This window comes from Sphingomonas sp. BE123 (genome assembly GCF_031456015.1).
In the GTDB taxonomy this organism is placed as follows: Bacteria; Pseudomonadota; Alphaproteobacteria; order Sphingomonadales; family Sphingomonadaceae; genus Sphingomonas.
In genome coordinates this window covers 899,222-922,178 of the sequence record NZ_JAVDTW010000002.1, presented here as the reverse complement: position 1 = coordinate 922,178, position 22,957 = coordinate 899,222, and the positions used below count along the sequence as shown (strand labels likewise).

The window sequence follows — 22,957 nt, the reverse complement described above, 5'->3', positions numbered from 1 at the left end:
ATGCGCGCGTTGCTCCTCCTGACTGCGACCGTCGCGCTCGCGGGCTGCAACCAGCAGCCTGCCGAGCAGCCGACGCTTGCGCAGAATGAGGCGGCGGCGCGCGACGCGGCGGCGGACCTCAAGGGTGCCGACCGCATGTTCGGCTTCCCGAGCGAAACGATCGGCCGCCTGAACCAATATGGCTATCGCCTCGCTCCTTATGCGGCGGCGGGGACCGGTTTCGCCGCGAAGGGCGCGACGATCACCCTGTCGCAGTCCGATGCCAAATCGCCCAACACCGGTACCGTGACCGTCGCGGGTTCGGATGTCGAGGCGATCGACTCGGTCGCCTTCGCGCTGTCGCTGACCGACGACGCCAATGCCGAAACGGCGAAGAAGCGCCTGACCGACATCATCCGCGCCTTCCTGTTCCAATATGGCATCGACGACCAAAAGGCGCTCGACGCCATTGCCAAGGAACAGGCGTTCGACGGCACGATCGGCGCGGCGCCGACCGTCATCGCCATCGACAAGGGCGACGCCGCCCGCACCCTGACCGTGACTTTCCGCCGCCCCTCCGCTACGGCCCCGGCCGAGGCGATGGTCGGCAATTCCCAACAACCCTGATCGCATTCGCCAAGCAAGGACTTGAAGAACATGGCAACCGCAGCCCCCACCGCAGACAAGCCCGCGCGCAAGCCCCGCGCGACCAAGCCCAAGGCGGACGCCACCGCGACGGCGTCGGTCGCCGCGACCGGCCAGGGCCGCATCGCCCAGGTCATCGGCGCCGTCGTCGACGTGAGCTTCGATGGCGAACTGCCCGCGATCCTCACCGCGCTGGAAACCGACAATAACGGCAACCGCCTGGTCCTCGAAGTCGCGCAGCATCTGGGCGAGAACACCGTCCGCACGATCGCGATGGACGCGACCGAGGGTCTGACCCGTGGTCAGGCCGTGACCAACACCGGCGCGCAGATCCAGGTGCCGGTCGGCCCGGCCACGCTCGGCCGCATCCTCAACGTCGTCGGCGAGCCGATCGACGAGCGCGGCCCGGTCGCCACCGACCTGCGCGCACCGATCCATGCCGAAGCGCCGCTGTTCGTCGACCAGTCGACCGAAAGCGCGATCCTCGTCACCGGCATCAAGGTCATCGACCTGCTCGCACCCTATGCAAAGGGCGGCAAGATCGGCCTGTTCGGCGGCGCCGGCGTCGGCAAGACGGTTCTCATCCAGGAACTGATCAACAACATCGCCAAGGGCCATGGCGGCACCTCGGTGTTCGCGGGCGTCGGTGAGCGTACCCGTGAGGGCAACGATCTCTATCACGAGTTCCTCGACGCGAACGTGATCGCCAAGGATGCCGACGGCAACGCGATCAGCGAAGGGTCGAAGGTTGCGCTGGTCTATGGCCAGATGAACGAGCCGCCGGGCGCCCGCGCCCGCGTCGCGCTGTCGGGCCTGACCATTGCCGAATATTTCCGCGACGTCGAAGGTCAGGACGTGCTGTTCTTCGTCGACAACATCTTCCGCTTCACCCAGGCGGGCGCGGAAGTGTCGGCACTGCTCGGCCGCATCCCGTCGGCGGTGGGCTATCAGCCGACCCTGTCGACCGACATGGGCGCGCTGCAGGAGCGCATCACCTCGACCAACAAGGGCTCGATCACCTCGGTCCAGGCCGTGTACGTCCCTGCGGACGACCTTACCGACCCGGCACCGGCAACCTCGTTCGCCCACCTCGACGCGACCACGGTTCTCAACCGTGCGATCTCGGAACTCGGCATCTATCCGGCGGTGGACCCGCTGGACTCGACCAGCCGCGTGCTCGAACCGCGCGTGGTTGGCCAGGAGCATTACGAGACCGCCCGCGCCGTCCAGTCGATCCTGCAGAAGTACAAGTCGCTGCAGGACATCATCGCGATCCTCGGCATGGACGAGCTGTCGGAAGAAGATAAGCTGACCGTCGCCCGCGCGCGCAAGATCCAGCGCTTCCTCAGCCAGCCGTTCCACGTCGCCGAGGTCTTCACCGGCATCCCGGGCGCGTTCGTGCAGCTGGAAGACACGATCAAGTCGTTTAAGGCGGTCGTGAACGGCGAATATGACCATCTGCCCGAATCGGCCTTCTACATGGTCGGCGGCATCGACGACGTCGTCGCCAAGGCCGCCAAGATGGCCGCCGACGCGTAAGCCACGCTAGCCCTCTCCCCCTCGGGGGATAGGGTTGGGAGAGGGGCCTGTCCTCAGGTCCATCGCTCTCCCCCTCTCCCCGACCCTCTCCCGTGAAGGGGAGAGGGAGTAAGGTAAGAACATGCTGCACTTCGAACTCGTGACCCCCGAAAAGCTGCTCCGCTCGGAGGACGTCCACATGGTGGTGGTCCCCGGCAGCGAGGGCGATTTCGGCGTGCTGGAGGGCCACGCACCCTTCATGTCGACGATCCGCGACGGCAATATCGAAATCTACAAGACCGCGGCCAACCAGTCGCCCGAGATCATCCGGGTCGAGGGCGGCTTTGCCGAGGTCAATGAAAAGGGGCTGACGGTCCTCGCCGAAAAGGCGGGCTGAGCCACCCCGTTCGCCGGATGCGAAAAGGCCGCAGGGGTGCCCCTGCGGCCTTTTTCGTGCGCGGGAAAGCGGCGTCAGCTCATCCGCGCCGATACTCCATCGCATTGGCCCAGCCCGCCGCGCTGCCACGCTCGACCTTCAGCACATTGTCCGACCGGGTAAAGCGCAGCCGCGCAACCCCGGTCTTGGTCGGCATCTCGAACGTCACGCTGTGCGTATCGCGCGCGACTTCGGTGAACCGACTCGGCGGAACCGACGGAAGCGCGATTTCCAGCACCGCCTTTTCGCCAAGCGTATCGAACGCCAGCTCTGCCTTTGCGCCCGCCATGGCGCCGCTCCCTTCCTCGCTGCACGTCATCCCCTGCTTGGTCTGGCCGCAGCGCATCTCCAGCCCGGTGCGCCGCCATGTGCCGTCCAGCCAATCGAACGCACCCGAGCCTGCGGGCGCCGCCCCCTGCGCGACCGGCGCCGGCGCGGCGGGCACCGGTGCCGGCGCGCCGGGCACCGGTGCCAGCCACAATGACAGGATCGAAAGAAACACGGCGACCATGGCAATCCTCCTCAACATCAGTGCGCTTCCCTCTCCCATCGATGGGCGGCACTGGCCACGGTCAGGATCGGTCAGCCCGCCAACCCATTGATGGTTAGGAACTTGTCAAACCTTGGCGGCTATCCCGTGCTTCGCAGATTGAGAGCGGGAGCAAGCGTGAGCGCATTCGGACGACGCAGCGGACCAGGGGGAGGGCCGGGCCGGCCTGCCTTCGGCGTTGCGCGCCCGATGCAAGGTGGCGGCGCGATGCGCCCGCCCGACCCGCTGGGCGGCGAGCAATTCCCACCGCTGCATGACGTGCCGCTGCCCGGCGCGTCCCAGCTTCCGCCCGAACCGCTCGCTGCGGGCAACCCCGGCTCGACCAGCGAGGCGATGCAGCGACTCGCCGACCGCCAGGCGGCGACCGGCGAGCCGAGCAGTTCGCGAGTCGAGGGGTTCGAAGCTTCGATCCACCGGATCAAGGAACAGGTCCTTCCCCGCCTGCTTGAGCGCGTCGACCCGGAAGCGGCGGCAACGCTCAACAAGGACGAGCTGGCCGAGGAATTCCGCCCGATCATCGGCGAAGTGCTGGCCGAGCTCAAACTCACCCTCAACCGCCGCGAACAATTCGCGCTGGAAAAGGTGCTGGTCGACGAGCTGCTCGGCCTGGGCCCGCTCGAAGAGCTGCTGTCCGACAGCTCGATCAGCGATATCATGGTCAACGGCCCCGAACAGACGTTCGTGGAACGCAAGGGCAAGCTCGAGCTCGCGAACATCCAGTTCCGCGATGAGGAGCATCTGTTCCAGATCGCGCAGCGCATCTGCAACTCGGTCGGCCGTCGCGTCGACCAGACTACCCCGCTCGCCGATGCGCGCCTCAAGGACGGCAGCCGCGTCAACGTGATCGTTCCGCCGCTGTCGTTGCGCGGCACCGCCATCTCGATCCGCAAATTCTCCGACAAGCCGATTACGCTCGACATGATGGCCGGCTTCGGGTCGATGTCGCAGAAGATGGCGACCATGCTGAAGATCGCCGGCGCCAGCCGCTTCAACATCGTCATTTCGGGCGGCACCGGTTCGGGCAAGACGACGATGCTCAACGCCCTGTCGAAGATGATCGACCCGGGCGAGCGCGTGCTGACGATCGAGGACGCGGCCGAACTGCGCCTGCAGCAGCCGCACTGGCTCCCGCTCGAAACCCGCCCGCCGAACCTGGAAGGTCAGGGCGAGATCACGATCCGCGACCTGGTCAAGAACGCGCTGCGTATGCGCCCGGACCGCATCATCCTCGGCGAAATTCGCGGACCCGAATGTTTCGACCTGCTGTCGGCGATGAACACCGGCCATGACGGGTCGATGTGCACGCTCCACTCCAACTCCCCGCGCGAATGCCTCGGGCGTATGGAGAACATGGTGCTGATGGGCGACATCAAGATCCCGAAGGAAGCGATCAGCCGCCAGATCGCCGACTCGGTCGACCTGATCGTTCAGGTGAAGCGCCTGCGCGACGGCAGCCGCCGCGTGACGAACATTACCGAAGTGATCGGCATGGAAGGCCCCGTCATCGTGACGCAGGAGCTGTTCAAGTTCGAATATCTCGACGAGAGCGCCGATGGAAAGATCATCGGCGAGTATCGCTCGATGGGCCTGCGCCCCTACACGCTGGAAAAGGCCCGCTCGTTCGGGTTCGATCAGGCACTGCTCGAGGCGTGTCTCTGATCGCAGCGCGGCGGCGGTCCGGCTCCCGCCCGCTCCCTCAACGGGACATTAACCACGACCGCAACCGCTGGCGCCCAAGTGAGGGGGGCCTAGCATCGCGGTCATGGATGTTCGTGCGCCGATGACCGCGCTTGCCGCCCTGCTTGCACTCACCCTGCCAGCACCACAGGCCGGGGCGGCGCCGGCCGTGCTGCACCTCGCCGCCGACAGCGAGGCGCGCTGGGTGCCGTTCGAACTCACCGCCGCCAACCAGATCCGCTTTCGCACCCTCGTCAACGGCCATTGGGTCGATGCGCTGCTCGACACCGGCGCGACCGACACTGCGGTTACGGCCCGCTTCGCCCGCACCGCCGCGCTCAAGCCGCTCGTCGCGGGCCGCGCCGACGCGATCGGCGGCGCGATCGCGCTGGCCTGGACCGGGATCGACCGGGTCGAGGTCGGCGGACTGGTGCGAACCGGCGGACGCGTGGCGATCATCGATGCCGACCCCCGCGCCACCGGGCCGGGCGCGGTCGATTTGTTCGTCGGCGCGGACCTACTTGCCGGTCATGCGCTGGAGATCGACTATGATTCGCAGCGCTTCCGCCTGCTCCCCAGCGGTCGGATGCCGTTCCGCGGGGCCATCGTGCCGCTCCGCCTCGCCGACCACAGCCGGCTTTATCTTGCCAGCATGACCGTATCCGGCGGGCCGGCACGGCCGATGATCGTCGATACCGGCGATGGCGGAATGCTCAGCCTGACCCGCAGCGCCTGGCTGGCCAGCCCTTATGCGGCCCGCCCCGTCACCAGCGCGATCGGCTGGGGACTGGGCGGCGCAGTCGAGACCGACCTCGCGGTGCTGCCCGCGCTGCACCTGCCCGGCATCGCCGCGCGCGAGGTCGAGGTGCGGATCGAGCGCGACCACGGTTTTTCGGGCAGCAAGGGTGCGGCGGGGCGCATCGGGGGCGGCCTGTTGCGGCGCCACCGCGTCCTGCTCGATCCGCAGGCAGGCCGCCTGGTGCTGGCCGATGGTGCACGCAGCCACTGGCCGGTCCCGCGATCGACCAGCGGCCTGCTGCTGCGGCGGGAAGCGGATCGGCTCCGCGTGCTGCACGTGATGCGCGGCAGTCCGGCGGCGGCGACGGGTTGGACGGCGGGCGCATCGATCTGCGCGGTCGACGGGGTTCAGGTGAGTCGGGCTACTGCCGCGCAGATGACCGGCTGGGCTGCCGGAACGCCGGGCCGTCGGGTTCGGCTGACGCTATGCGGCGGCGGCGATCGCGCGCTGACCCTGGCCCGCTTCTACTGACCTATCCCGCCTTGAGCGCCAGGGCGGCGCCGACAATTGCCAGCAGCAGCGCCATGATCTGGATGAAGGTCCAGGGCATCCAGCCGACCCGGTCAAGGTCGCGGCGTCGCCCGCGTCGCCACTCGGCCAGGCCGCTGACGCCGACCAGCGCAACCATCGCGCCCACTCCGATCCATAACGCCCCTTGCATCGCGCCCCGCCCTGCCTAACTTCGCGCCAGAACAGAGAGGAGCCGTCCATGCGCTACACCCTGCCCGCGATCGCCGTCACCGCGATCGCCCTTACCACTGCTGCCATCGCCGCCAGCCCGAAGGCGGAGCAGCCAAGTGCAGCGCTCAAGGCTGCGGTCGCTGCCCCGACCCGGACGCCGGCCAATATCGCCCGCGACAAATATCGCAACCCGGCGCAGACGCTCGCCTTTTTCGGGGTCAAGCCGAACCAGACAGTGGTCGAGCTGTGGCCGGGTGGCGGCTGGTACACCGAAATCCTCGCGCCCTATATCGCAAAGGGCGGCGGCACGCTCTACGCGGCGGCACCGTGGCCGAACGGCACGCGCGGGACCCAGGCGCTGCAGGCCAAGGATGCCGCGACCTATGGCGCCATCAAGCTCGCCGCTTTCCCCGCCGCTGCGGACCAGCCGGCGGTGCCGGCCGGCAGCGCCGATGTCGTCCTGACCTTCCGCAATATCCATAACTGGAAGATGGGAACGACCGACCGCAGCGCCGAGGCGTTCAAGCAGATCTTCGCAATGCTCAAGCCCGGCGGCACGCTCGGCATTGTCGAGCACCGCCTGCCCGAATCCGCCGACGCCGAGCGCGAAAAGACGAGCGGCTACATGAAGGTGTCGACCGTGCGCCGCCTCGCCGAGGAAGCCGGTTTCAAGTTCGTCGCCGCGTCCGAGGTGAACGCCAACCCCAAGGATACGGCCGATTGGCCGCAGGGCGTATGGACGCTCCCCCCCAATTACCGCCTCAAGGATGTCGATCGCGCCAAATATGAAGCGATCGGCGAAAGCGACCGCATGACCCTCAAGTTCCGCAAGCCCAACCCGAGCGTCCGGGGCGGGTAAACCCGATCAGGGCGGGGTCTGCGCCAGCACCCGTGCGGTGTAGACCCTGCCCGGATAAAGCGGACGATAGCCGCGCAGCGCCACCTGAGCGCGCGGCCTCCAGTCCGGCAGGCGCCTTCGCAATATCGCCCGCTCCGAACGCGGCGATGCCCCCGCCGCATCGCCCGCGCCTCCGACGCACTCGGTCGCCTTATTGCTTGTGGACCACCCCGGCGCGCATCACGAAGCCGACCGATTTCAGCACGCGCACATCCTTCAGCGGGTCGCCGCTGACGGCGATGATGTCCGCGCTCTTGCCCGGTTCGATGCTGCCCACTTCGCTCGCCAGCCCCAGCAGATCGGCCGCGTTGGTGGTCGCCGCGACGATGGCCTGCATCGGCGTCATGCCGTGCTTGACCATCAGTTCGAACTCATCGGCGTTGCGCCCATGCTTGGACACGCCGGCATCGGTGCCGAACGCGATCCGGACGCCGGCCGGCACGGCCCGCTCCAGCGCCTTGCCGGTGATCGAGATGCGCCAGTCGATCTTGGCGCGGACAGCGGGCGGATAGGCGTTGGGATCCTTGGCGATCCGCTCCAGATAGCCGTTCACGGTCGACAGCGTCGGGACGTAATAGGCGCCGCTCTTGCGGAACAGCGCGATCGCCTCGTCGTCCATCAGCGTGCCGTGCTCGACCGAATCTGCGCCCATCTTCAGTGCCAGCGTGATGCCGTCGGCCCCATGCGCGTGGACCGCGACCTTCTTGCCATACAGGCGCGCGGTCTCGACGATTGCACGGGCCTCGTCGTCGAACATCTGCTTGCCAAGGCCAGCGCCGATGCGGCTGTTGACCCCGCCGGTGGTGGCGATCTTGATCACGTCCGCGCCGCGCGCGACCTGATTGCGCACTGCCTTGCGGCACTCCTCCGGCCCGTCGCACAGATTTTCGATGTTCATCACCGGGTGCAGGTCCTCGACCACCCCCAGTCGTCGGTCCATATGCCCCGATGTGGTGGAGATCGACCGTCCCGCGTCAATGATCCGCGGCCCGGCGGCCCAGCCGCGCGCAATGGCTTCGCGCAGCGCCAGCGTCGCACCGTCATCGCCCAGATTGCGCACAGTGGTAAAGCCCGCCATCAGCGTCTTGCGCGCATTCCACAGCGCCTCGTACGCGCCCAGTTCCTTGCTCTCGGCAAAGCCCGCCAGCAGCCCTTCCTGCCCCGCGCGGTCGGACCCCAGATGCACATGGCTGTCGATCAGCCCGGGCAGCACCGTCTTGTCCTTGAGGTCGATGACCGGCGCGTCGCCAAGCGGCATGACATGGCCGTCATAGACGCCGATCACCCGCTCGCCCCGGATCGCGATCGTGCTCGCACCGCGCGGTGCCTGGCCCGGCCGGTCGAGCAGCGCACCGGCATGGATGTAGCGGTCGGGGCGCTCGCCTGCGGGCTGGGCCTGTGGTTGCGCAAGCGCCGACCCGGCGAGCAGGCCGGCGACAGCTACGGCGATCCAGGACTTCATGGCTTCCCCCTTCGACAACACGAAAGCGGGAAAGCTATTGCGCTCAGCCGAGCTTGTCGACCTGATCCTTGAGCGCCGCGAGCTGGGCCTTGAGCGCGGCGATCTCGTCGTCCTTGCTCTTCTCCGGCGCCGCAGCGGGCCGCGTCGGTGCAGCGCCGGTCACGCCGCCCGCGCCGGGCTTGAACGCTTCTGCCGCCGCCTCGAACATCTGCATGTTGCGCTTGGCGATCTCGGCAAAGGGCGAATTGGCGAAGGCGCCTTCGACCGCAGTCTTGAACTGTTCCTGGTTGCGGCGAAAGCTTTCCATCGACGCTTCGAGGTAACCCGGCACCATCGCCTGCATCGAGTCGCCATAGAGCGCGATCAGCTGGCGCAGGAAATTGACCGGCAGCAGCGTCTGGCCGCGCGCTTCCTCTTCCATGATGATCTGGGTCAGCACATTGTGCGTGATATCCTCGTCGGTCTTGGCGTCGACGACCTTGAAATCGCGACCTTCGCGCGTCATCGCGGCGAGATGGTCGAGCGTGATGTACGACGAGCTTTCGGTATTGTAGAGCCGACGGTTCGCGTATTTCTTGATGATGACCGGGCCGTCCGTCTGCGCTGTCTTTTTCATGCTCGCCCCCAAGGGTATTTGACATGGCCCTAACATCTTTCATTGCCGCGTCGCAACACGGGCCACGTCCGCTGCCGCTGTTTCTGGACTTGCTGCGCGAACAGACCGCAGCATCGACCGAGCGGCGCGCCGCTGCGCTTGCCGGTCTCGCCGCCTATCAGGCCGCGCCGCGCCCGCGCCCGCGCCGCCCGATGCCGGTGGTCGCAACCGCCGGTCGCGCGACGCTACATGACTATGGCGGAACGGGGATTCCGACGGTGTTTGTGCCCTCGCTGATCAATCCGCCGATGATCCTCGACATGCGCTACCGCCGTTCGCTGCTGCGCTGGCTGTCGCGGCAGGGGGTGCGCCCGTTGCTGGTCGATTGGGGCGCGCCGACCGCTGCCGATCGTGGGTTCAGCGTGACGCAGCATGTCGAAAAACAGCTCATCCCGCTGCTCCGCAGCATCGGTGAGCCGGTTGCGCTCGCCGGCTATTGCCTCGGCGGCACGATCGCCGCGGCGGCGGCTCAGGCCGTGCCGGTCCGGGGCCTCGCGCTGATTGCCGCGCCGTGGCGCTTCGCGAATTTCGGCGCGGAGGCGCTGGAGCGGATCGACGCGATCTGGCACGCCGCGCATGGCACCTGCGATGTGCTCGGGCTGGTGCCGATGGAGGTCCTGCAGGCCGGCTTCTGGCAGCTCGACCCGGCGCGCACCATCGCCAAGTTCGAGAAGTTCGGTCGCCTCGACCCGGCCAGCGCGGCGGCAAAGAATTTCGTGGTGCTCGAAGACTGGGCGAATGCCGGGGCCCCGCTGACCTATGCCGCCGGGCGCCAGCTGTTCGACGATTTCTTCACCGCCGACCTCCCCGGTCGCGGGCAATGGCGCGTGGCGGGGCAGGCGGTGACCCCGCTCGCCCTCCCCTGCCCCACGGTCGAGTTCGTCTCGCTCACCGATCGCATCGTCCCCGCCGCCAGTGCCGTCGGCTTCGCCGATCAGCGCAAGCTGCGTCTCGGCCATGTCGGCATGATGGTCGGATCCGCGGCACGGCAATCGCTGTGGCGCCCGCTTGCCGACTGGCTAACCGCCCTCCCCGCGCCTAGATAGCGCGCAAAGTCCAATCAGGAGTCGCTCCACCATGACCGAAGTCGTGATCACCGCCGCCAAGCGTACCCCCGTCGGCAGCTTCCTCGGCGCCTTTGCCGCCACCCCCGCGCACGAGCTTGGCCGCGTGGCGATCGAAGCCGCGCTGGCGCAGGCCGGGGTCAAGGGCGAAGAGGTGTCGGAAGTCATTCTGGGTCAGGTGCTGACCGCCGCGCAGGGTCAGAATCCCGCGCGTCAGGCATCGATGGCCGCTGGCGTGCCCAAGGAAGTGCCCGCATGGGGCCTCAACCAGGTGTGCGGTTCCGGTCTGCGCGCCGTCGCGCTCGCCGCGCAGGCAATCCAGACCGGCGACGCCACCATCGTCGTCGCGGGCGGCCAGGAATCCATGTCGCTCGCCGCGCACGCCCAGACGCTGCGCGCCGGCGCGAAGATGGGCGATGTCGCCCTGGTCGATACGATGATCAAGGATGGCCTGACCGACGTGTTCAACGGCTATCACATGGGAATCACGGCGGAAAACCTCGCCGAACAATATCAGGTCGGCCGTGCCGAGCAGGATGAGTTCGCGGTCCGCTCGCAGAACCTTGCCGAAGCCGCGCGTGCCGAAGGCCGCTTCAAGGCCGAGATCGCGCCGGTCACGATCAAGGGCCGCAAGGGCGACACGATCGTCGATCAGGACGAATATATCCGCGCCGGCGCGACGCTGGATTCGGTCGCGGGCCTGCGTCCCGCGTTCAAGAAGGACGGCACCGTCACCGCCGGCAACGCATCGGGCCTCAACGACGGCGCGGCGGCGCTGGTGGTGATGAGCCGCGACGAAGCCGAAAAGCGCGGCGCGCCGATCCTTGCCACGATCAAGAGCTGGGCCACCGCCGGGGTCGATCCGTCGATCATGGGCATCGGCCCGGTCCCCGCGTCGAAAAAGGCACTGGAAAAGGCCGGCTGGACCGTCGCCGACCTCGACCTGATCGAAGCCAATGAGGCCTTCGCCGCGCAGGCCCTGTGCGTCGGCAAGGAGCTCGGCTTCGATCCGGCGAAGGTCAACGTCAATGGCGGCGCCATCGCGATCGGCCATCCGATCGGCGCGAGCGGCGCGCGCGTGCTGACCACGCTGATCTATGAAATGACGCGCCGCAACGCGCGCAAGGGGCTGGCGACGTTGTGCATCGGCGGCGGCATGGGAATCGCCATGTGCATCGAGCGCGCCGGCTAAGGATTACAAAGCCTCACGCGAATCGCGCGTTACGTAATTATGTTACGCGCGATTCGTGTTGCACCGCACAAATGTGGTATTGTTGCAACGGAATGACGCTGAAAGGGACAATTTCGGTCGGTTTTGCTTGCCACAGGATGAATGGGCGGTTTCAATGGAGACGACCGGCCATGAGCCGGCTCCTTGCAACGATTCTGGGGGCTCCCTACCATGAAGATCAGCCGCTTATTGTCGGCAACGGTGCTCGCGAGTGCCGCACTGACGGTTCCGCAGCTTGCGTTCGCGCAGCAGGCGCCGACGACCGAGGAAGAGACGACCGAAGAAGCCAGCTCGAGCGACGTCGTCGTCGTCACCGGCTCGCGTATCGCCCGTCCGGGCGTCGACACCGTCGTTCCGGTGACCAGCGTCACCGCGGAAGACCTGCTCGACACCGGCAACCTCTCGCTGGGTGACGCGCTCAACCAGCTGCCGACGCTGCGCTCGACCTTCAGCCAGGCGAACTCGACCCGCGCGATCGGCACCGCCGGCCTCAACCTGCTCGACCTGCGCGGCCTGGGCACCGCCCGCACGCTGGTCGTCGTCAACGGCCGCCGTCACGTCACCTCGACTCCGGGCAGCTACGCCGTCGACGTCAACACCATCCCGAACGCACTGCTTGAGCGCGTCGACGTGGTGACCGGCGGCAACTCGGCAATCTACGGCTCGGACGCCGTTGCCGGCGTCGTGAACTTCGTCCTCAAGCAGGATTTCGAAGGTCTCGACATCGCGGGCCAGGGCGGCATTTCGGATCGCGGCGACCGCGATTCGCAGCGCCTTTCGGTCGTGTGGGGCAAGAACTTCGCTGGCGGCCGCGGCAATATCGCGCTCGCGGCGGAATATGCCCGTTCCGAAACCCTGCTGTTCAACGACCGTGACGAACAGACCGGCGCCTATAGCGGCATCCCGGGCTACTTCACCTCGGAGTTCAGCGCCGACGAAACCGGCATGGGCGACGGCATCCCCGACCAGACCTTCTTCGGCATCAACGCGCCGGGTAACCGCTTCGGCATCATCTCGCTCGGCGGCATGGTCCAGACCACCTGCCCTGCGGCAAGCTCGACCGACCCGATCATCGCCGCGCGCATCGCGGCGAACTGCACCGGCGAGCGTGGCGCGACCGTCAATGGTCCCGGCACCGGCGGTCTGCTGTCCGACGGCTATGTGTTCCTCCCGAACGGTCAGCTCGTCCGCGACGATCCCACGCTCGACCTGCGTCGCATCGGCGGCGGTCGCTTCGGCGGCCTGAGCGCGACCGGCGTCGAAGGCGCGATGCTGCTTCCGGGTCTGGAGCGCTATGCCGGCAACGTCCTGCTGCGCTACGAATTCTCGACGGCGGCAACTGCCTTCCTCGAGGCAAAGTACGTCAAGATCACCAACAACCAGACGTCGACGCAGCCGACCTTCATCAACTCGAACCTGTCGCCGACCTTCTTCCTCGACAACCCGTTCCTGTCGGCACAGGCGCGTGACCAGATCCGCACGATCCAGGGCTATGCTCCGGGCACGGCGAACTACGACACCGGTGCGTTCACCTTCTTCCGCTTCAACAACGACATCGGCACGCGCGCCGAGGATCATGAGCGTGAGACGTTCCGCATCGTCGGCGGTCTGCGTGGCGAGCTGTCGGACACCGGCAACCTGCGCTACGAAATCGCGGGTAACTTCGGCCGCACCGAAACCTATTACGAAACCGGCGGCAACGTTAACATTGCCAACTTCAACCGTGCGGCGAACGCCGTCCGGAACAGCGCCGGCCAGATCGTCTGCCGCGTGAACGCCGATGCGAGCACGACCAACGACGATCCCAACTGCCGTCCGCTGAACCTGTTCGGCGAAGGCGCTCCGTCGACCACGCCGGAAGGCCTGGCCTATGTCCTGCACACCTCGTCGCGCACCCAGTGGGCCGAGCAGCTCAACTTCGTCGGCTATGTCTCCGGCGACACGGGCGGCTTCTTCAACCTGCCGGGCGGTCCGATCGGTGCGGTGCTCGGTGCCGAATATCGTCGCGAAGACGCCTATTCGGACTATGACGATGTCACGCAGGCCAGCCTGACCTTCCTCAACGGCTTCGCGGAGTTCAACCCGCCCGCGATCACCGTGAAGGAAGCGTTCGCCGAGCTTCGCGTGCCGATCCTCGCCGACGTTCCGTTCTTCCACGAACTGACGATCGAAGGTTCGGGCCGCGTTTCGGACTACAGCAACTCGGCTGACCCGGTCTGGGCATACAATGTCGGCGCCGTCTGGGCTCCGGTCCGCGACCTGCGCATGCGCGTCGGCTACGCCAAGTCGGTCCGTGCGCCCGACCTCAGCGACGTCTACGCCACTGCCGGCACGACGTTCGCCAACAATCTGGTCGACCCCTGCTCGCAGGGCAACCCGATCAACGCGAACCCGAACCGCGCCCGCAACTGCGCCGCGGCCGGCATCCCGACCACGATCACCCTTCCGGACGGTTCGACCCGCCCGTGGGTCAACGCACCGTCGTCGGGTATCCAGGGTACGACCTCGGGCAACATCAACCTGCAGCCTGAAATCGGCTACAGCTTCACGGTTGGTGCCGTGTTCCAGCCGAGCTTCCTGCGCGGCTTCACGCTGACGGTCGACTATTACGACATCGAGGTTGAGCAGGCGATCAACAGCCTGACGGGTCAGGCGATCATCAACCGCTGCTATGACGACCCCGTCGGGATCAACAACCCGTTCTGCGCCGTCGTCAACCGTCGTACGTCGAGCGATCCGCTGGTCAACGGCACGTTCACCGGGCAGGCCGGGCGTCGTTTCGACGGCTTCCCCGACTTCAACCTGACTGGCGCACCGTACAACCAGCCGATCACGGCCGGCTTCACTGCCGCGCCCTTCAACTTCGCGAAGCTCGCCACCTCGGGCATCGACGTTGACGCAAGCTACACGACCCGCATCGGTGAGGGCACGTTCCGCACCCGCGCGATCGTCAGCTGGCTGAAGGAGCGTGAGCAGTTCACCTACATCACCGACCCGGCACGTTCGGACCGGATCAACGGCACGCTCGGCGATCCGGAATGGCAGGGCCAGTTCAGCGCAAACCTGAACTTCCCGAAGTGGGATCTGGGCTATGACCTGCGCTATGTCGGCAAGCAGACCGTGTTCGGCTGGGAAACCCAGTTCTCGCACCAGGGCCGCGCACCGACCAATGGCGACGTGATTGCCGATCCGTGGTACCCGGCGATCTTCTACCACGACCTGCAGGTCGGGTATAAGGTTGGCGAAAAGTATCGCTTCTACATCGGTGTCGACAACATCACCGACGAACTGCCGCCGCTGGGTGCCACCGGCACCGGCGCTGGCAGCGGTATCTGGCCGGTCACCGGTCGTTACTTCTACGCCGGTTTCCGCGTCCGGATGTAATCCGGTCCGCACTGGACAATCGGGGCCGCTCCTTCGGGAGCGGCCCTTTTTGTATATGCCGCGCACGCCCGAGGCTGCGCACGAAAAAGGCCGGCGGGTTGCCCCGCCGGCCTGGTCGTCAGGTGTCGTCCGCGTCGCCGGTCAGCGCGCGGCGGTTACCTTCGTATAGGGCACGAAGTCCCCGAGCACGACGAAGCCGCTCCACATCCGCGACGTGCGGTCGACCAGATCGACCTTGTCGATGTTGCACAGCTGGCTGCCATAGATTTTGGTGACCAGAATATCGTCGTCATCCAGCTGATCGGCGCCGCTGCGCGGACGGTTGACGTACAGCTTCGATCCGGCGCGATAGACGATCGCGGTCTTGTCGATCACCGTGGTCTGGCTCATCGCGGTGGTCGGCAGGCAGCGCACCGGTTTACCCGCGACGCGCCCCTCGATCATCTTGGCCAGTTCGGCTTCGCCCTTCGCATCGGGCTGTTCATCGGCCATCGCGGCACCCGGCAGGGCCAGGGCGGCAAGGGCGGCGGCGGCAATGGCAAATCGCATGGCGCTTCACTCCTCTGTTACTCAGGATGATACCGTCCCGCGCCTTTCGCAACGCTGAACCGATCGCAGGATCAGCGCCACATCCGGTCGAACCGCGCACCCAGCCCGGTCAGCAGTTCATATTGCGACAGCCCCGACAGCGCCGCGGTCGCGGGCAGGTCGTACCCGAACGCCAGCCAGTCCCCCTCGGCCAGGTCCGGCGCGGCGCTGACATCGATCGCGGTCAGGTCCATCGACACGCGCCCGATCACCGGCAGCACGGCGCCGCTGGCGCCAGCCTGCCCCCGATCGGAAAAACAGCGCAGATAGCCATCGGCATAGCCCAGATTGACGATTGCCACCTCGGTATCGACCGCCGCGGTCCAGGTCGCATTATATCCGACGCTCGCTCCCGCCGGGACGCGCCGGCGCTGCAAGATCTGGGCCTCGGGCGTCACCACCTGCCGGATCCGCCCCGCCAGCGCCGGGCCGGGGACCCCGCCATAGAGCGCGATGCCCGGTCGGGTCAGGTCGAACGCATAGTCCGCGCCCAGCGCGATTCCCGCCGAATTGGCGAGGCTCATTCGTCGTGCCGCACTGCGCCCCCGCAGCGCGGCAAAGGCGTCGCGCTGGCGCGCGTTGAGCGGCACATCCTCGTCCGCGCTGGCGAGGTGGCTCATCAGCGTCTCGACCTGCATCCCGTCGAGCAGCCCCGCCGCCACATCCTCCGGCGCGATGCCCAGCCGGTTCATGCCGGTGTCGACCATCACGTCGCACGCGCCCCCGCCCGCATCGCGCCAGCGGCGCAGCTGCTCGACGCTGTTGAGTACCGGCCGGGCATGGGTCGCCGCCAACGCCACCGCCATGTCCGCCGCGCGCACGCCGTGCAGCACCGATAGCGCAATCCCGGCATCGACGAGCGCCATGGCCTCGCTCCAGGTCGCGACGAACACGTCCCGGCAGCCGGCTTCGGCCAGGTGACGCACCACCGCGCGCGCCCCCAGCCCATAGCCATCGGCCTTCACCGCCGCCCCGCACGCCGCCGGCCCGCTCATCGCGGCCAGCGTGCGCCAGTTGGCGACGAGCGCGTCACGGTCGAGGATCAGGCGGAGCGGTGCAGCGATCATGCCGCCCGGTTAGGCATCGCGGCGCGCAACCGCAATCACTCCTGCACCAGATCGCGTTCCTTGAGGAAGAAGACGGTCACCACCAGCGCCATCGCCACCACCGCCCAGGTGTACCACAGGCCGGCATAGGGGTCCCCGCTCTTGGCGACCATATACTGGCTGATCAGCGGCAGGAACCCGCCGAAATAGCCCGTCCCGATATGATAGGGGATCGACATCGAGCTGTAGCGGATGCGCGGCGGGAACAGCTCGGTCAGCAGCGCCGCGACCGGGCCATAGGTCGCGCCCGACAGCGCCGCCAGCGCAACGATGGCGATCAGGATCAGCACCAGGTCGACCGTGCCCGGGGTCACCTTGTCGAGCGAATAGCCGGCATCGGCCAGCGCCGCGTCGATGTCGGTCGCGGTGTTGGACACCACCGGCACGCTGCCGATCGCGACCGATGCCGACGGGGTCACCGCCTGGGTATAGGGAACCCCCTTCTTGGTCAGATAATCCATCAGCTGGCCGCAGGTCGTATCCTGCTGCGCGGCAAAGGGATCATAGGCGCAGTCCGGTCCCGAAACGACGACCGGCGCGCGCTTGGCGGCTTCGGCCAGCCCCGGATTCGCGGCGTGCCCCATTGCCCAGAACAGCGGGAACAGCAGCAGCAGCGTGAAGCCATAGCCGATGATGATCGGCTTCTTGCGCCCGATCCGGTCGGACAGCTTGCCGAACAGGATGAACCAGAACAGCCCAGCCGCGGCGCCCCCGGCGGCGAGCAGTTGCGCCGTGACCGGCTCGACCCGCATCGGCCCCTGCAGGAACGAGAGGACCGAAAAGGTCGCAGTGTACCAGATCACGGTCAGGCCGGCGGCAATCCCGAACAGCGCGACGAACAGGCGCCGCCAGTTGCCCGGATAGGTGAAGCTTTCCTTGAGCGGGTTGCGCGCGATCTCGCCCGACGCCTTCATCGCGCGGAACACCGGGCTTTCCGACAATTTGACCCGCATCCACAACGAGATGGCGAGCAGCGCGATCGAGAAGATGAACGGCAGGCGCCAGCCCCAGTCGTCGAACGTCGCCTGCGGCATGGCAAAGCGGGTCGCCAACACGACGGTCAGGCTCAGCACGAACCCGGCCGACACGCTAGCCTGGATGAAACTGGTGTGATAGCCGGCGCGGCCTGCGGGCGAATGCTCGGCGACATAGATCGCCGCTCCGCCATATTCGCCGCCCAGCGCCAGCCCCTGCAGGATGCGCAGACCGATGACGATCATCGGCGCGGCGATGCCGATACTGGCATAGGACGGCACCAGGCCGACGCCTGCCGTCGCCACGCCCATCAGCGTGATGGTGACGAGGAACGTGTATTTGCGCCCGAGCTTGTCACCCAGATACCCGAACAGCACCGCGCCCAGCGGGCGAAAGCCGAACCCGACCGCAAACCCGGCCCAGGCATAGAGCGCCTCCAGCACCGGATTACCGGTCGCGAAAAAGGTGCGCCCGATGATCCCCGAAGCGGCGAGCGTGCCGTAAATGAAGAAATCATACCATTCGAACACGGTGCCCAGCGACGACGCCGTCACCACCTGCCGCATCTCCGCCCTGCTCGGCTCGCGCTGTGCCAACGCCTCGTCCGCGGTGGTCGCCATGTCCAGAATCCCCCAATCCCTTTGACGCAAAGGTTTAACGGGAATGAAGGGAGCGGCAAGGGGCATCCCATTCCTCCCCTGAGCTTGCTCAGGGGAGGGGGACCGCCGCCGTAGGCGGTGGTGGAGGGGCGGCCGCGCAGACGGCCGAAGCGGCTCGGCAAAATTCCGCCCTCTAAGGGGCGGCCCCTCCACCACCCGCTTCGCGGGCGGTCCCACGCCCCCCGCAAGCTGGGGGAGGAATTGGATTGCGGCGCAGTTGCGCCTAAAGCCACCCCATGCTCCGTCTCTCCGGCCTCAACCTCCCGCTCAACCACGCCCACGAAGCGATCCCCGCCGCGATCTGCGAGCGGCTCGGCATCACGCGCGCCGACCTGCGCGGCTGGACGCTGTTCAAGCGCGGCAATGACGCGCGCCGGCGCAACGCGATCCAGCTGGTCTATACCTTCGACCTCGACCTTGCCGACGAAGCCGCCGTGCTCGCACGCTTCCCGGACGACAAGGACGTCCGCCCCACCCCCGACATGGTCTATCGCCCGCCGGTCACCGCGCCAGCCGGCTGGTCGGGCAAGCGCCCGGTCGTGATCGGCGCTGGCCCCTGCGGCATCTTCGCCGGCCTGATCCTCGCGCAGATGGGCTTCCGCCCGATCATCCTCGATCGCGGCAAGGTGGTGCGGCAGCGGACCAAGGACACCTGGGGCCTGTGGCGGCGCAGCGAGCTCAATCCCGACAGCAACGTCCAGTTCGGCGAGGGCGGCGCCGGCACCTTTTCCGACGGCAAGCTCTATTGCCGGGTCAAGGATCCCCGCTTCCTCGGCCGCAAGGTGCTGGAGGAGTTCGTCAAGGCCGGCGCGCCCGACGACATCCTGTGGGAGGCGCACCCGCATATCGGCACCTTCCGCCTCGTCACCATGGTTGAAAGCATGCGTGCGGCGATCGAGGAGCTGGGCGGCGAATATCGCTGGCAGACGCGCGTCGACGACATCGAACTGGACGCCAACCGCAATCTGCGCGGCCTGCACCTGCACGATGGCAGCTTCCTCGAAACCGACATGGTCGTACTCGCGGTCGGTCACAGCGCGCGCCCGACGTTCGAAATGCTCCACCGCCGTGGCGTGCATGTCGAGGCGAAGCCGTTCGCGATCGGCGTGCGGATCGAACATCCGCAAAGCTGGATCGACACCGCCCGCTTCGGCAGTTGCGCCAAGCATCCCGATCTCGGTCCCGCCGCCTATTCGGTGGTGCATCACGCCGCGAACGGGCGCAGCGTCTACAGCTTCTGCATGTGCCCCGGCGGCCGTGTCGTCGCCGCGACCAGCGAGGAAGGCCGCGTCGTCACCAACGGCATGAGCCAGTATAGCCGCGCCGAATTCAACGCCAATTCCGGCCTGGTCGTCGCGATCGACCCCGCGCGCGACTATCCCGACGGCCCGCTGGCAGGCATCGCGCTCCAGCGCCACTTCGAGGATCTCGCCTTCATCGCCGGCGGCTCCAACTACAACGCCCCGGTTCAGCGCGTCGGCGACCTGCTCGCCGGCCGTGCCTCGACCGCAATCGGCGAGGTGGTGCCGAGCTACAAGCCGGGCGTGACGCCGACCGACCTGTCCGCCTGCCTGCCCCCCTTCGTGATCGAGGCGTTTCGCGAGGCGCTGCCCGTGTTCGGCCGCCGCATCGCCAATTACGCCCATCCCGACGCGATCATGACCGGCGTCGAGACCCGCACCTCGAGTCCCGTGCGTATCACCCGCGGCGGCGATTTTCAGAGCCTCAACACTCCCGGCCTGTTCCCGGCGGGCGAAGGCGCGGGCTATGCCGGCGGGATCCTGTCCGCCGCGATCGACGGGATCAAGGTGGCTGAGGCAGTGGCGGCGCGGTTGGGGGCGGAACCCTGAATAATCCTCCCCCGCCAGGGGGAGGTGGCACGCGCAGCGTGGCGGAGGGGGAGGAAGCGATGCGCAAGAGGCTTGAGGTCACAGCCGTCCTACCCCTCCGTCGCCTTCGGCGCCACCTCCCCCTGGCGGGGAAGGATAACAAGATCAGCACGTCAAAACTGACCTTATTGCAACTAATTCGCACGAGCAAAGATTTCTTGACACGGCGCATTTCGTCGGTTGCCCCGCCTCTATAAAGGGCCTAAGGCGCCTCCGTCCCTGCGGCCAAATATGTAGGACCGGCCGCCCAACGCATGTTCAGGGAGGCTCATTTGGCCCGCAAGAAAATCGCCCTTATCGGCGCCGGCAATATCGGCGGCACGCTTGCCCATCTCGCCGCCCTCAAGGGTCTCGGCGACATCGTCCTGTTCGACGTGGTCGAGGGCGTTCCGCAGGGCAAGGCGCTCGACCTGTCGCAGTGCGGCCCAGTCGAAGGCTTCGACGCCACCATCACCGGCAGCAATGATTATGCCGACATTGCGGGCGCGGACGTGATCATCGTCACCGCCGGCGTCGCCCGCAAGCCGGGCATGAGCCGCGACGACCTGCTCGGCATCAACCTCAAGGTCATGAAGGCCGTCGGCGAAGGCATCGCCGCCAACGCGCCCGACGCCTTCGTCATCTGCATCACCAACCCGCTCGACGCGATGGTGTGGGCGCTGCGCGAATTCTCGGGGCTCCCGCACAGCAAGGTCGTCGGCATGGCCGGCGTGCTCGATTCGGCGCGCTTCAGCCACTTCCTCGCCGACGAGTTCAAGGTGTCGGTCAAGGAAGTGAACAGCTTCGTGCTTGGCGGCCATGGCGACACGATGGTCCCGGTCGTCCAGTATTCGACCGTCGCGGGCATCCCGATCCCCGACCTCATCAAGATGGGCCGTTCGACCAAGGAGCGGATCGACGCGATCGTTCAGCGCACCCGTTCGGGCGGCGGCGAAATCGTCGGCCTGCTCAAGACCGGTTCGGCCTTCTATGCCCCGGCGACCAGCGCGATCGCGATGGCCGAAAGCTATCTCTACGACCAGAAGCGGCTGCTGCCCTGCGCCGCACACCTGACCGGCCAGTACGGCGTCGATGACCTTTATGTCGGCGTGCCGGTGATCATCGGCGCGGACGGCGTCGAGCAGATCGTCGAAATCGCTCTGGATGACGAGGCCAAGGCCAACCTCCAGGTCTCGGTCGACGCGGTCAAGGAACTGCTGGTGGCCTGCAAGGGCATCGACAGCACGCTCGCCTGATGTCGGCAGCCGCCCTCATCGCAGCATTCGGACTGGCGCAGGCGGCACCCGCCCCTGCGCCATCGCCGCTGTTTGCTGCGTTCAAGGCGGCGTGCTTCAACCTCAAGGGCGCGGACGGCAAGTCCGCGTTCGACTCGATCGCGCCCGCTGCCAAGGCTGCCGGCTGGACCGAGGTCGCGGAGGCCGATGCCGACCCGCGCATCGCGCGCATCACCGCGATGGGCCGCAAGGCGGTGCAGGATGCCGAACCCGGCGGCAGCTATGCCGGCCAGATGTTCCGCCACAGCGTTGATGGCCGCACCGTCTGGCTCGTCACCAGCCGCTTCGTCGCGAAGGAAGGCTATTGGGGCGATGGCTGTCGCGCCTATGACCTCGACGCGCCCGCCGCGCCGCCGCGCGAAGTGATCGATGGCTGGGTCGGCTCCGCCCCCACCGGCGTTCAGGCCAACGGCACCGCCACCAAGCGGCTGTGGGAACCGTGGCAGACTGGCGTCACGCTCGAAATTACCTATGTCCCGCGCGGTCACCCGCTCGGCTCGTCTTACGGCATCCAGGGCCTGGTCCTGGTCTCGCAATCTATCGGAGGGTTCTGAATGTCCATTCTCATCGACCGGAATACCAAGGTCATCACGCAGGGTATGACCGGTGAGACCGGCACCTTCCACACCCAGCAGGCGCTGGCGTACGGCACGCAGATGGTCGGCGGCGTGACCCCGGGCAAGGGCGGCACCACGCATATCGGCCTGCCGGTGTTCGACACGGTTGCCGAAGCCAAGAGCAAGACCGGCGCCGACGCGTCGGTGATCTACGTCCCGCCGCCCTTCGCCGCGGACTCGATCCTTGAGGCGATCGACGCCGAAATCCCGCTGATCGTGTGCATCACCGAAGGCATTCCGGTGCTCGACATGGTCAAGGTGAAGCGCTCGCTGTCGGGCAGCAAGTCGCGCCTGATCGGGCCGAACTGCCCCGGCCTGCTGACGCCTGGCGAGTGCAAGATCGGCATCATGCCGGGCAACATCTTCTCGAAGGGCAGCGTCGGCGTCGTCTCGCGTTCGGGCACGCTGACCTATGAAGCGGTGTTCCAGACCACGAACGCGGGCCTCGGCCAGACCACCGCGGTCGGCATCGGCGGCGATCCGGTCAACGGCACCAACTTCATCGACGTACTCGAGCTGTTCCTCGCCGACGACGCGACCGAGAGCATCATCATGATCGGCGAAATCGGCGGCGACGCCGAAGAACAGGCCGCGCAGTTCCTGATCGACGAGGCCAAGCGCGGCCGCAAGAAGCCGATGGCCGGCTTCATCGCGGGCCGCACCGCGCCTCCGGGCCGTCGCATGGGCCATGCCGGCGCGATCGTGTCGGGCGGCAAGGGCGACGCCGAGAGCAAGATCGCGGCGATGGAAGAAGCGGGCATCCGCGTCAGCCAGTCGCCCAGCCTGCTCGGCGAAACGCTGCTCGAGGCGCTGAAGGGCTGACACACCACTCCCGGCCGGGCGCGCGCGGCGCGCGGCCCGGCCATTCCC

At 67.2% G+C, this 22,957-nt stretch carries 20 protein-coding genes; 13 read left to right on the top strand and 7 right to left on the bottom strand.

All coding sequences use genetic code 11. The features are described 5' to 3' along the window. The 3 genes from J2Y54_RS12550 (at position 1) to J2Y54_RS12540 (ending at position 2,539) form a co-directional block, all read left to right on the top strand. Positions 1–606 carry a hypothetical protein gene (locus J2Y54_RS12550; protein ID WP_310040125.1) on the top strand — a complete coding sequence of 202 codons (606 nt, stop codon included), beginning with the start codon at positions 1–3 and terminating at the stop codon, positions 604–606. A 30-nt stretch (positions 607–636) separates the two neighbouring features. After that, positions 637–2,163 (top strand): F0F1 ATP synthase subunit beta, encoded by a 1,527-nt coding sequence (gene atpD / locus J2Y54_RS12545; protein ID WP_310040123.1) that lies wholly within the window; start codon positions 637–639, stop codon positions 2,161–2,163. A 121-nt stretch (positions 2,164–2,284) separates the two neighbouring features. Beyond that, positions 2,285–2,539 carry an ATP synthase F1 subunit epsilon gene (locus tag J2Y54_RS12540; RefSeq protein WP_066657871.1) on the top strand — a complete coding sequence of 85 codons (255 nt, stop codon included), beginning with the start codon at positions 2,285–2,287 and terminating at the stop codon, positions 2,537–2,539. Between the two features lie 79 nt (positions 2,540–2,618). On the opposite strand, the gene J2Y54_RS12535 is transcribed toward J2Y54_RS12540, so the two are convergent. Next, on the bottom strand, positions 2,619–3,089 hold the full coding sequence (locus J2Y54_RS12535; RefSeq protein WP_310040122.1) for a hypothetical protein: 471 nt from the start codon (positions 3,087–3,089) through the stop codon (positions 2,619–2,621). A gap of 156 nt (positions 3,090–3,245) precedes the next feature. Between J2Y54_RS12535 and J2Y54_RS12530 the strand changes: the two genes are divergently transcribed. Together J2Y54_RS12530 and J2Y54_RS12525 are read left to right on the top strand one after the other, a co-directional pair. Then, positions 3,246–4,787 carry an ATPase, T2SS/T4P/T4SS family gene (locus J2Y54_RS12530; protein WP_310040119.1) on the top strand — a complete coding sequence of 514 codons (1,542 nt, stop codon included), beginning with the start codon at positions 3,246–3,248 and terminating at the stop codon, positions 4,785–4,787. Between the two features lie 103 nt (positions 4,788–4,890). After that, positions 4,891–6,075, top strand: a complete 1,185-nt coding sequence (locus tag J2Y54_RS12525; RefSeq protein ID WP_310040117.1) for an aspartyl protease family protein — start codon at positions 4,891–4,893, stop codon at positions 6,073–6,075. A gap of 1 nt (position 6,076) precedes the next feature. Here the strand turns inward: J2Y54_RS12525 and J2Y54_RS12520 are convergent, their stop codons facing one another. After that, a complete protein-coding gene (locus tag J2Y54_RS12520) occupies positions 6,077–6,232 on the bottom strand; it encodes a hypothetical protein (protein WP_310040116.1) in 156 nt (51 codons plus the stop codon). Positions 6,233–6,313: 81 nt separating this feature from the next. On the opposite strand from J2Y54_RS12520, the gene J2Y54_RS12515 reads away from it, so the two are divergent. Continuing rightward, positions 6,314–7,144 carry a methyltransferase domain-containing protein gene (locus J2Y54_RS12515; RefSeq protein WP_310040113.1) on the top strand — a complete coding sequence of 277 codons (831 nt, stop codon included), beginning with the start codon at positions 6,314–6,316 and terminating at the stop codon, positions 7,142–7,144. 190 nt (positions 7,145–7,334) lie between these two features. On the opposite strand, the gene J2Y54_RS12510 is transcribed toward J2Y54_RS12515, so the two are convergent. Next, positions 7,335–8,645, bottom strand: coding sequence for an amidohydrolase family protein (locus tag J2Y54_RS12510; RefSeq protein WP_310040112.1), 1,311 nt, complete (start codon positions 8,643–8,645; stop codon positions 7,335–7,337). Positions 8,646–8,688: 43 nt separating this feature from the next. Next, entirely contained in the window at positions 8,689–9,261 is a 573-nt protein-coding gene (phaR, locus tag J2Y54_RS12505) for a polyhydroxyalkanoate synthesis repressor PhaR (RefSeq protein ID WP_310040109.1), read from the bottom strand. A 23-nt stretch (positions 9,262–9,284) separates the two neighbouring features. Here phaR and J2Y54_RS12500 point away from each other — a divergent pair, with 23 nt between their 5' ends. From J2Y54_RS12500 to J2Y54_RS12490, 3 genes are all read left to right on the top strand, one after another. Then, complete coding sequence (locus tag J2Y54_RS12500; protein WP_310040107.1) at positions 9,285–10,346, top strand: alpha/beta hydrolase; 1,062 nt, start codon at positions 9,285–9,287, stop codon at positions 10,344–10,346. Positions 10,347–10,377: 31 nt separating this feature from the next. Then, positions 10,378–11,556, top strand: a complete 1,179-nt coding sequence (locus tag J2Y54_RS12495; protein WP_310040106.1) for an acetyl-CoA C-acetyltransferase — start codon at positions 10,378–10,380, stop codon at positions 11,554–11,556. A 210-nt stretch (positions 11,557–11,766) separates the two neighbouring features. Further along, positions 11,767–14,979: a TonB-dependent receptor domain-containing protein gene (locus J2Y54_RS12490; protein WP_310040105.1), complete on the top strand. Its 3,213-nt coding sequence runs from the start codon at positions 11,767–11,769 to the stop codon at positions 14,977–14,979. A gap of 141 nt (positions 14,980–15,120) precedes the next feature. Here the strand turns inward: J2Y54_RS12490 and J2Y54_RS12485 are convergent, their stop codons facing one another. The 3 genes from J2Y54_RS12485 to J2Y54_RS12475 form a co-directional block, all read right to left on the bottom strand. Then, on the bottom strand, positions 15,121–15,528 hold the full coding sequence (locus J2Y54_RS12485; RefSeq protein WP_310040104.1) for a hypothetical protein: 408 nt from the start codon (positions 15,526–15,528) through the stop codon (positions 15,121–15,123). Between the two features lie 71 nt (positions 15,529–15,599). Then, entirely contained in the window at positions 15,600–16,634 is a 1,035-nt protein-coding gene (gene alr, locus J2Y54_RS12480) for an alanine racemase (protein ID WP_310040103.1), read from the bottom strand. 35 nt (positions 16,635–16,669) lie between these two features. Then, complete coding sequence (locus tag J2Y54_RS12475; protein WP_310040101.1) at positions 16,670–18,268, bottom strand: MFS transporter; 1,599 nt, start codon at positions 18,266–18,268, stop codon at positions 16,670–16,672. A 275-nt stretch (positions 18,269–18,543) separates the two neighbouring features. Here J2Y54_RS12475 and J2Y54_RS12470 point away from each other — a divergent pair, with 275 nt between their 5' ends. From J2Y54_RS12470 to sucD, 4 genes are all read left to right on the top strand, one after another. Continuing rightward, positions 18,544–20,157 carry an NAD(P)/FAD-dependent oxidoreductase gene (locus J2Y54_RS12470; protein ID WP_310040099.1) on the top strand — a complete coding sequence of 538 codons (1,614 nt, stop codon included), beginning with the start codon at positions 18,544–18,546 and terminating at the stop codon, positions 20,155–20,157. Positions 20,158–20,468: 311 nt separating this feature from the next. Beyond that, entirely contained in the window at positions 20,469–21,431 is a 963-nt protein-coding gene (gene mdh / locus J2Y54_RS12465) for a malate dehydrogenase (protein ID WP_310040097.1), read from the top strand. Continuing rightward, on the top strand, positions 21,431–22,024 hold the full coding sequence (locus J2Y54_RS12460) for a hypothetical protein (RefSeq protein WP_310040095.1): 594 nt from the start codon (positions 21,431–21,433) through the stop codon (positions 22,022–22,024). Before mdh ends, J2Y54_RS12460 begins: the two co-directional genes overlap by 1 nt. Then, positions 22,025–22,909, top strand: coding sequence for a succinate--CoA ligase subunit alpha (gene sucD, locus J2Y54_RS12455; protein ID WP_310040093.1), 885 nt, complete (start codon positions 22,025–22,027; stop codon positions 22,907–22,909). It begins immediately after the preceding gene. Positions 22,910–22,957: the final 48 nt, after the last annotated feature.

Excerpts from the sequence above, each read along its gene's own strand:
- J2Y54_RS12550 (WP_310040125.1), top strand. The coding sequence starts at position 1 with ATGCGCGCGTTGCTCCTCCTGACTGCGACCGTCGCGCTCGCGGGCTGC.
- atpD (WP_310040123.1), top strand. The coding sequence starts at position 637 with ATGGCAACCGCAGCCCCCACCGCAGACAAGCCCGCGCGCAAGCCCCGC.
- J2Y54_RS12540 (WP_066657871.1), top strand. The coding sequence starts at position 2,285 with ATGCTGCACTTCGAACTCGTGACCCCCGAAAAGCTGCTCCGCTCGGAG.
- J2Y54_RS12535 (WP_310040122.1), bottom strand. The coding sequence starts at position 3,089 with ATGGTCGCCGTGTTTCTTTCGATCCTGTCATTGTGGCTGGCACCGGTG.
- J2Y54_RS12525 (WP_310040117.1), top strand. The coding sequence starts at position 4,891 with ATGGATGTTCGTGCGCCGATGACCGCGCTTGCCGCCCTGCTTGCACTC.
- J2Y54_RS12520 (WP_310040116.1), bottom strand. The coding sequence starts at position 6,232 with ATGGTTGCGCTGGTCGGCGTCAGCGGCCTGGCCGAGTGGCGACGCGGG.
- J2Y54_RS12515 (WP_310040113.1), top strand. The coding sequence starts at position 6,314 with ATGCGCTACACCCTGCCCGCGATCGCCGTCACCGCGATCGCCCTTACC.
- J2Y54_RS12510 (WP_310040112.1), bottom strand. The coding sequence starts at position 8,645 with ATGAAGTCCTGGATCGCCGTAGCTGTCGCCGGCCTGCTCGCCGGGTCG.
- phaR (WP_310040109.1), bottom strand. The coding sequence starts at position 9,261 with ATGAAAAAGACAGCGCAGACGGACGGCCCGGTCATCATCAAGAAATAC.
- J2Y54_RS12500 (WP_310040107.1), top strand. The coding sequence starts at position 9,285 with ATGGCCCTAACATCTTTCATTGCCGCGTCGCAACACGGGCCACGTCCG.
- J2Y54_RS12495 (WP_310040106.1), top strand. The coding sequence starts at position 10,378 with ATGACCGAAGTCGTGATCACCGCCGCCAAGCGTACCCCCGTCGGCAGC.
- J2Y54_RS12490 (WP_310040105.1), top strand. The coding sequence starts at position 11,767 with ATGAAGATCAGCCGCTTATTGTCGGCAACGGTGCTCGCGAGTGCCGCA.
- J2Y54_RS12485 (WP_310040104.1), bottom strand. The coding sequence starts at position 15,528 with ATGCGATTTGCCATTGCCGCCGCCGCCCTTGCCGCCCTGGCCCTGCCG.
- alr (WP_310040103.1), bottom strand. The coding sequence starts at position 16,634 with ATGATCGCTGCACCGCTCCGCCTGATCCTCGACCGTGACGCGCTCGTC.
- J2Y54_RS12475 (WP_310040101.1), bottom strand. The coding sequence starts at position 18,268 with ATGGCGACCACCGCGGACGAGGCGTTGGCACAGCGCGAGCCGAGCAGG.
- J2Y54_RS12470 (WP_310040099.1), top strand. The coding sequence starts at position 18,544 with ATGCTCCGTCTCTCCGGCCTCAACCTCCCGCTCAACCACGCCCACGAA.
- J2Y54_RS12460 (WP_310040095.1), top strand. The coding sequence starts at position 21,431 with ATGTCGGCAGCCGCCCTCATCGCAGCATTCGGACTGGCGCAGGCGGCA.
- sucD (WP_310040093.1), top strand. The coding sequence starts at position 22,025 with ATGTCCATTCTCATCGACCGGAATACCAAGGTCATCACGCAGGGTATG.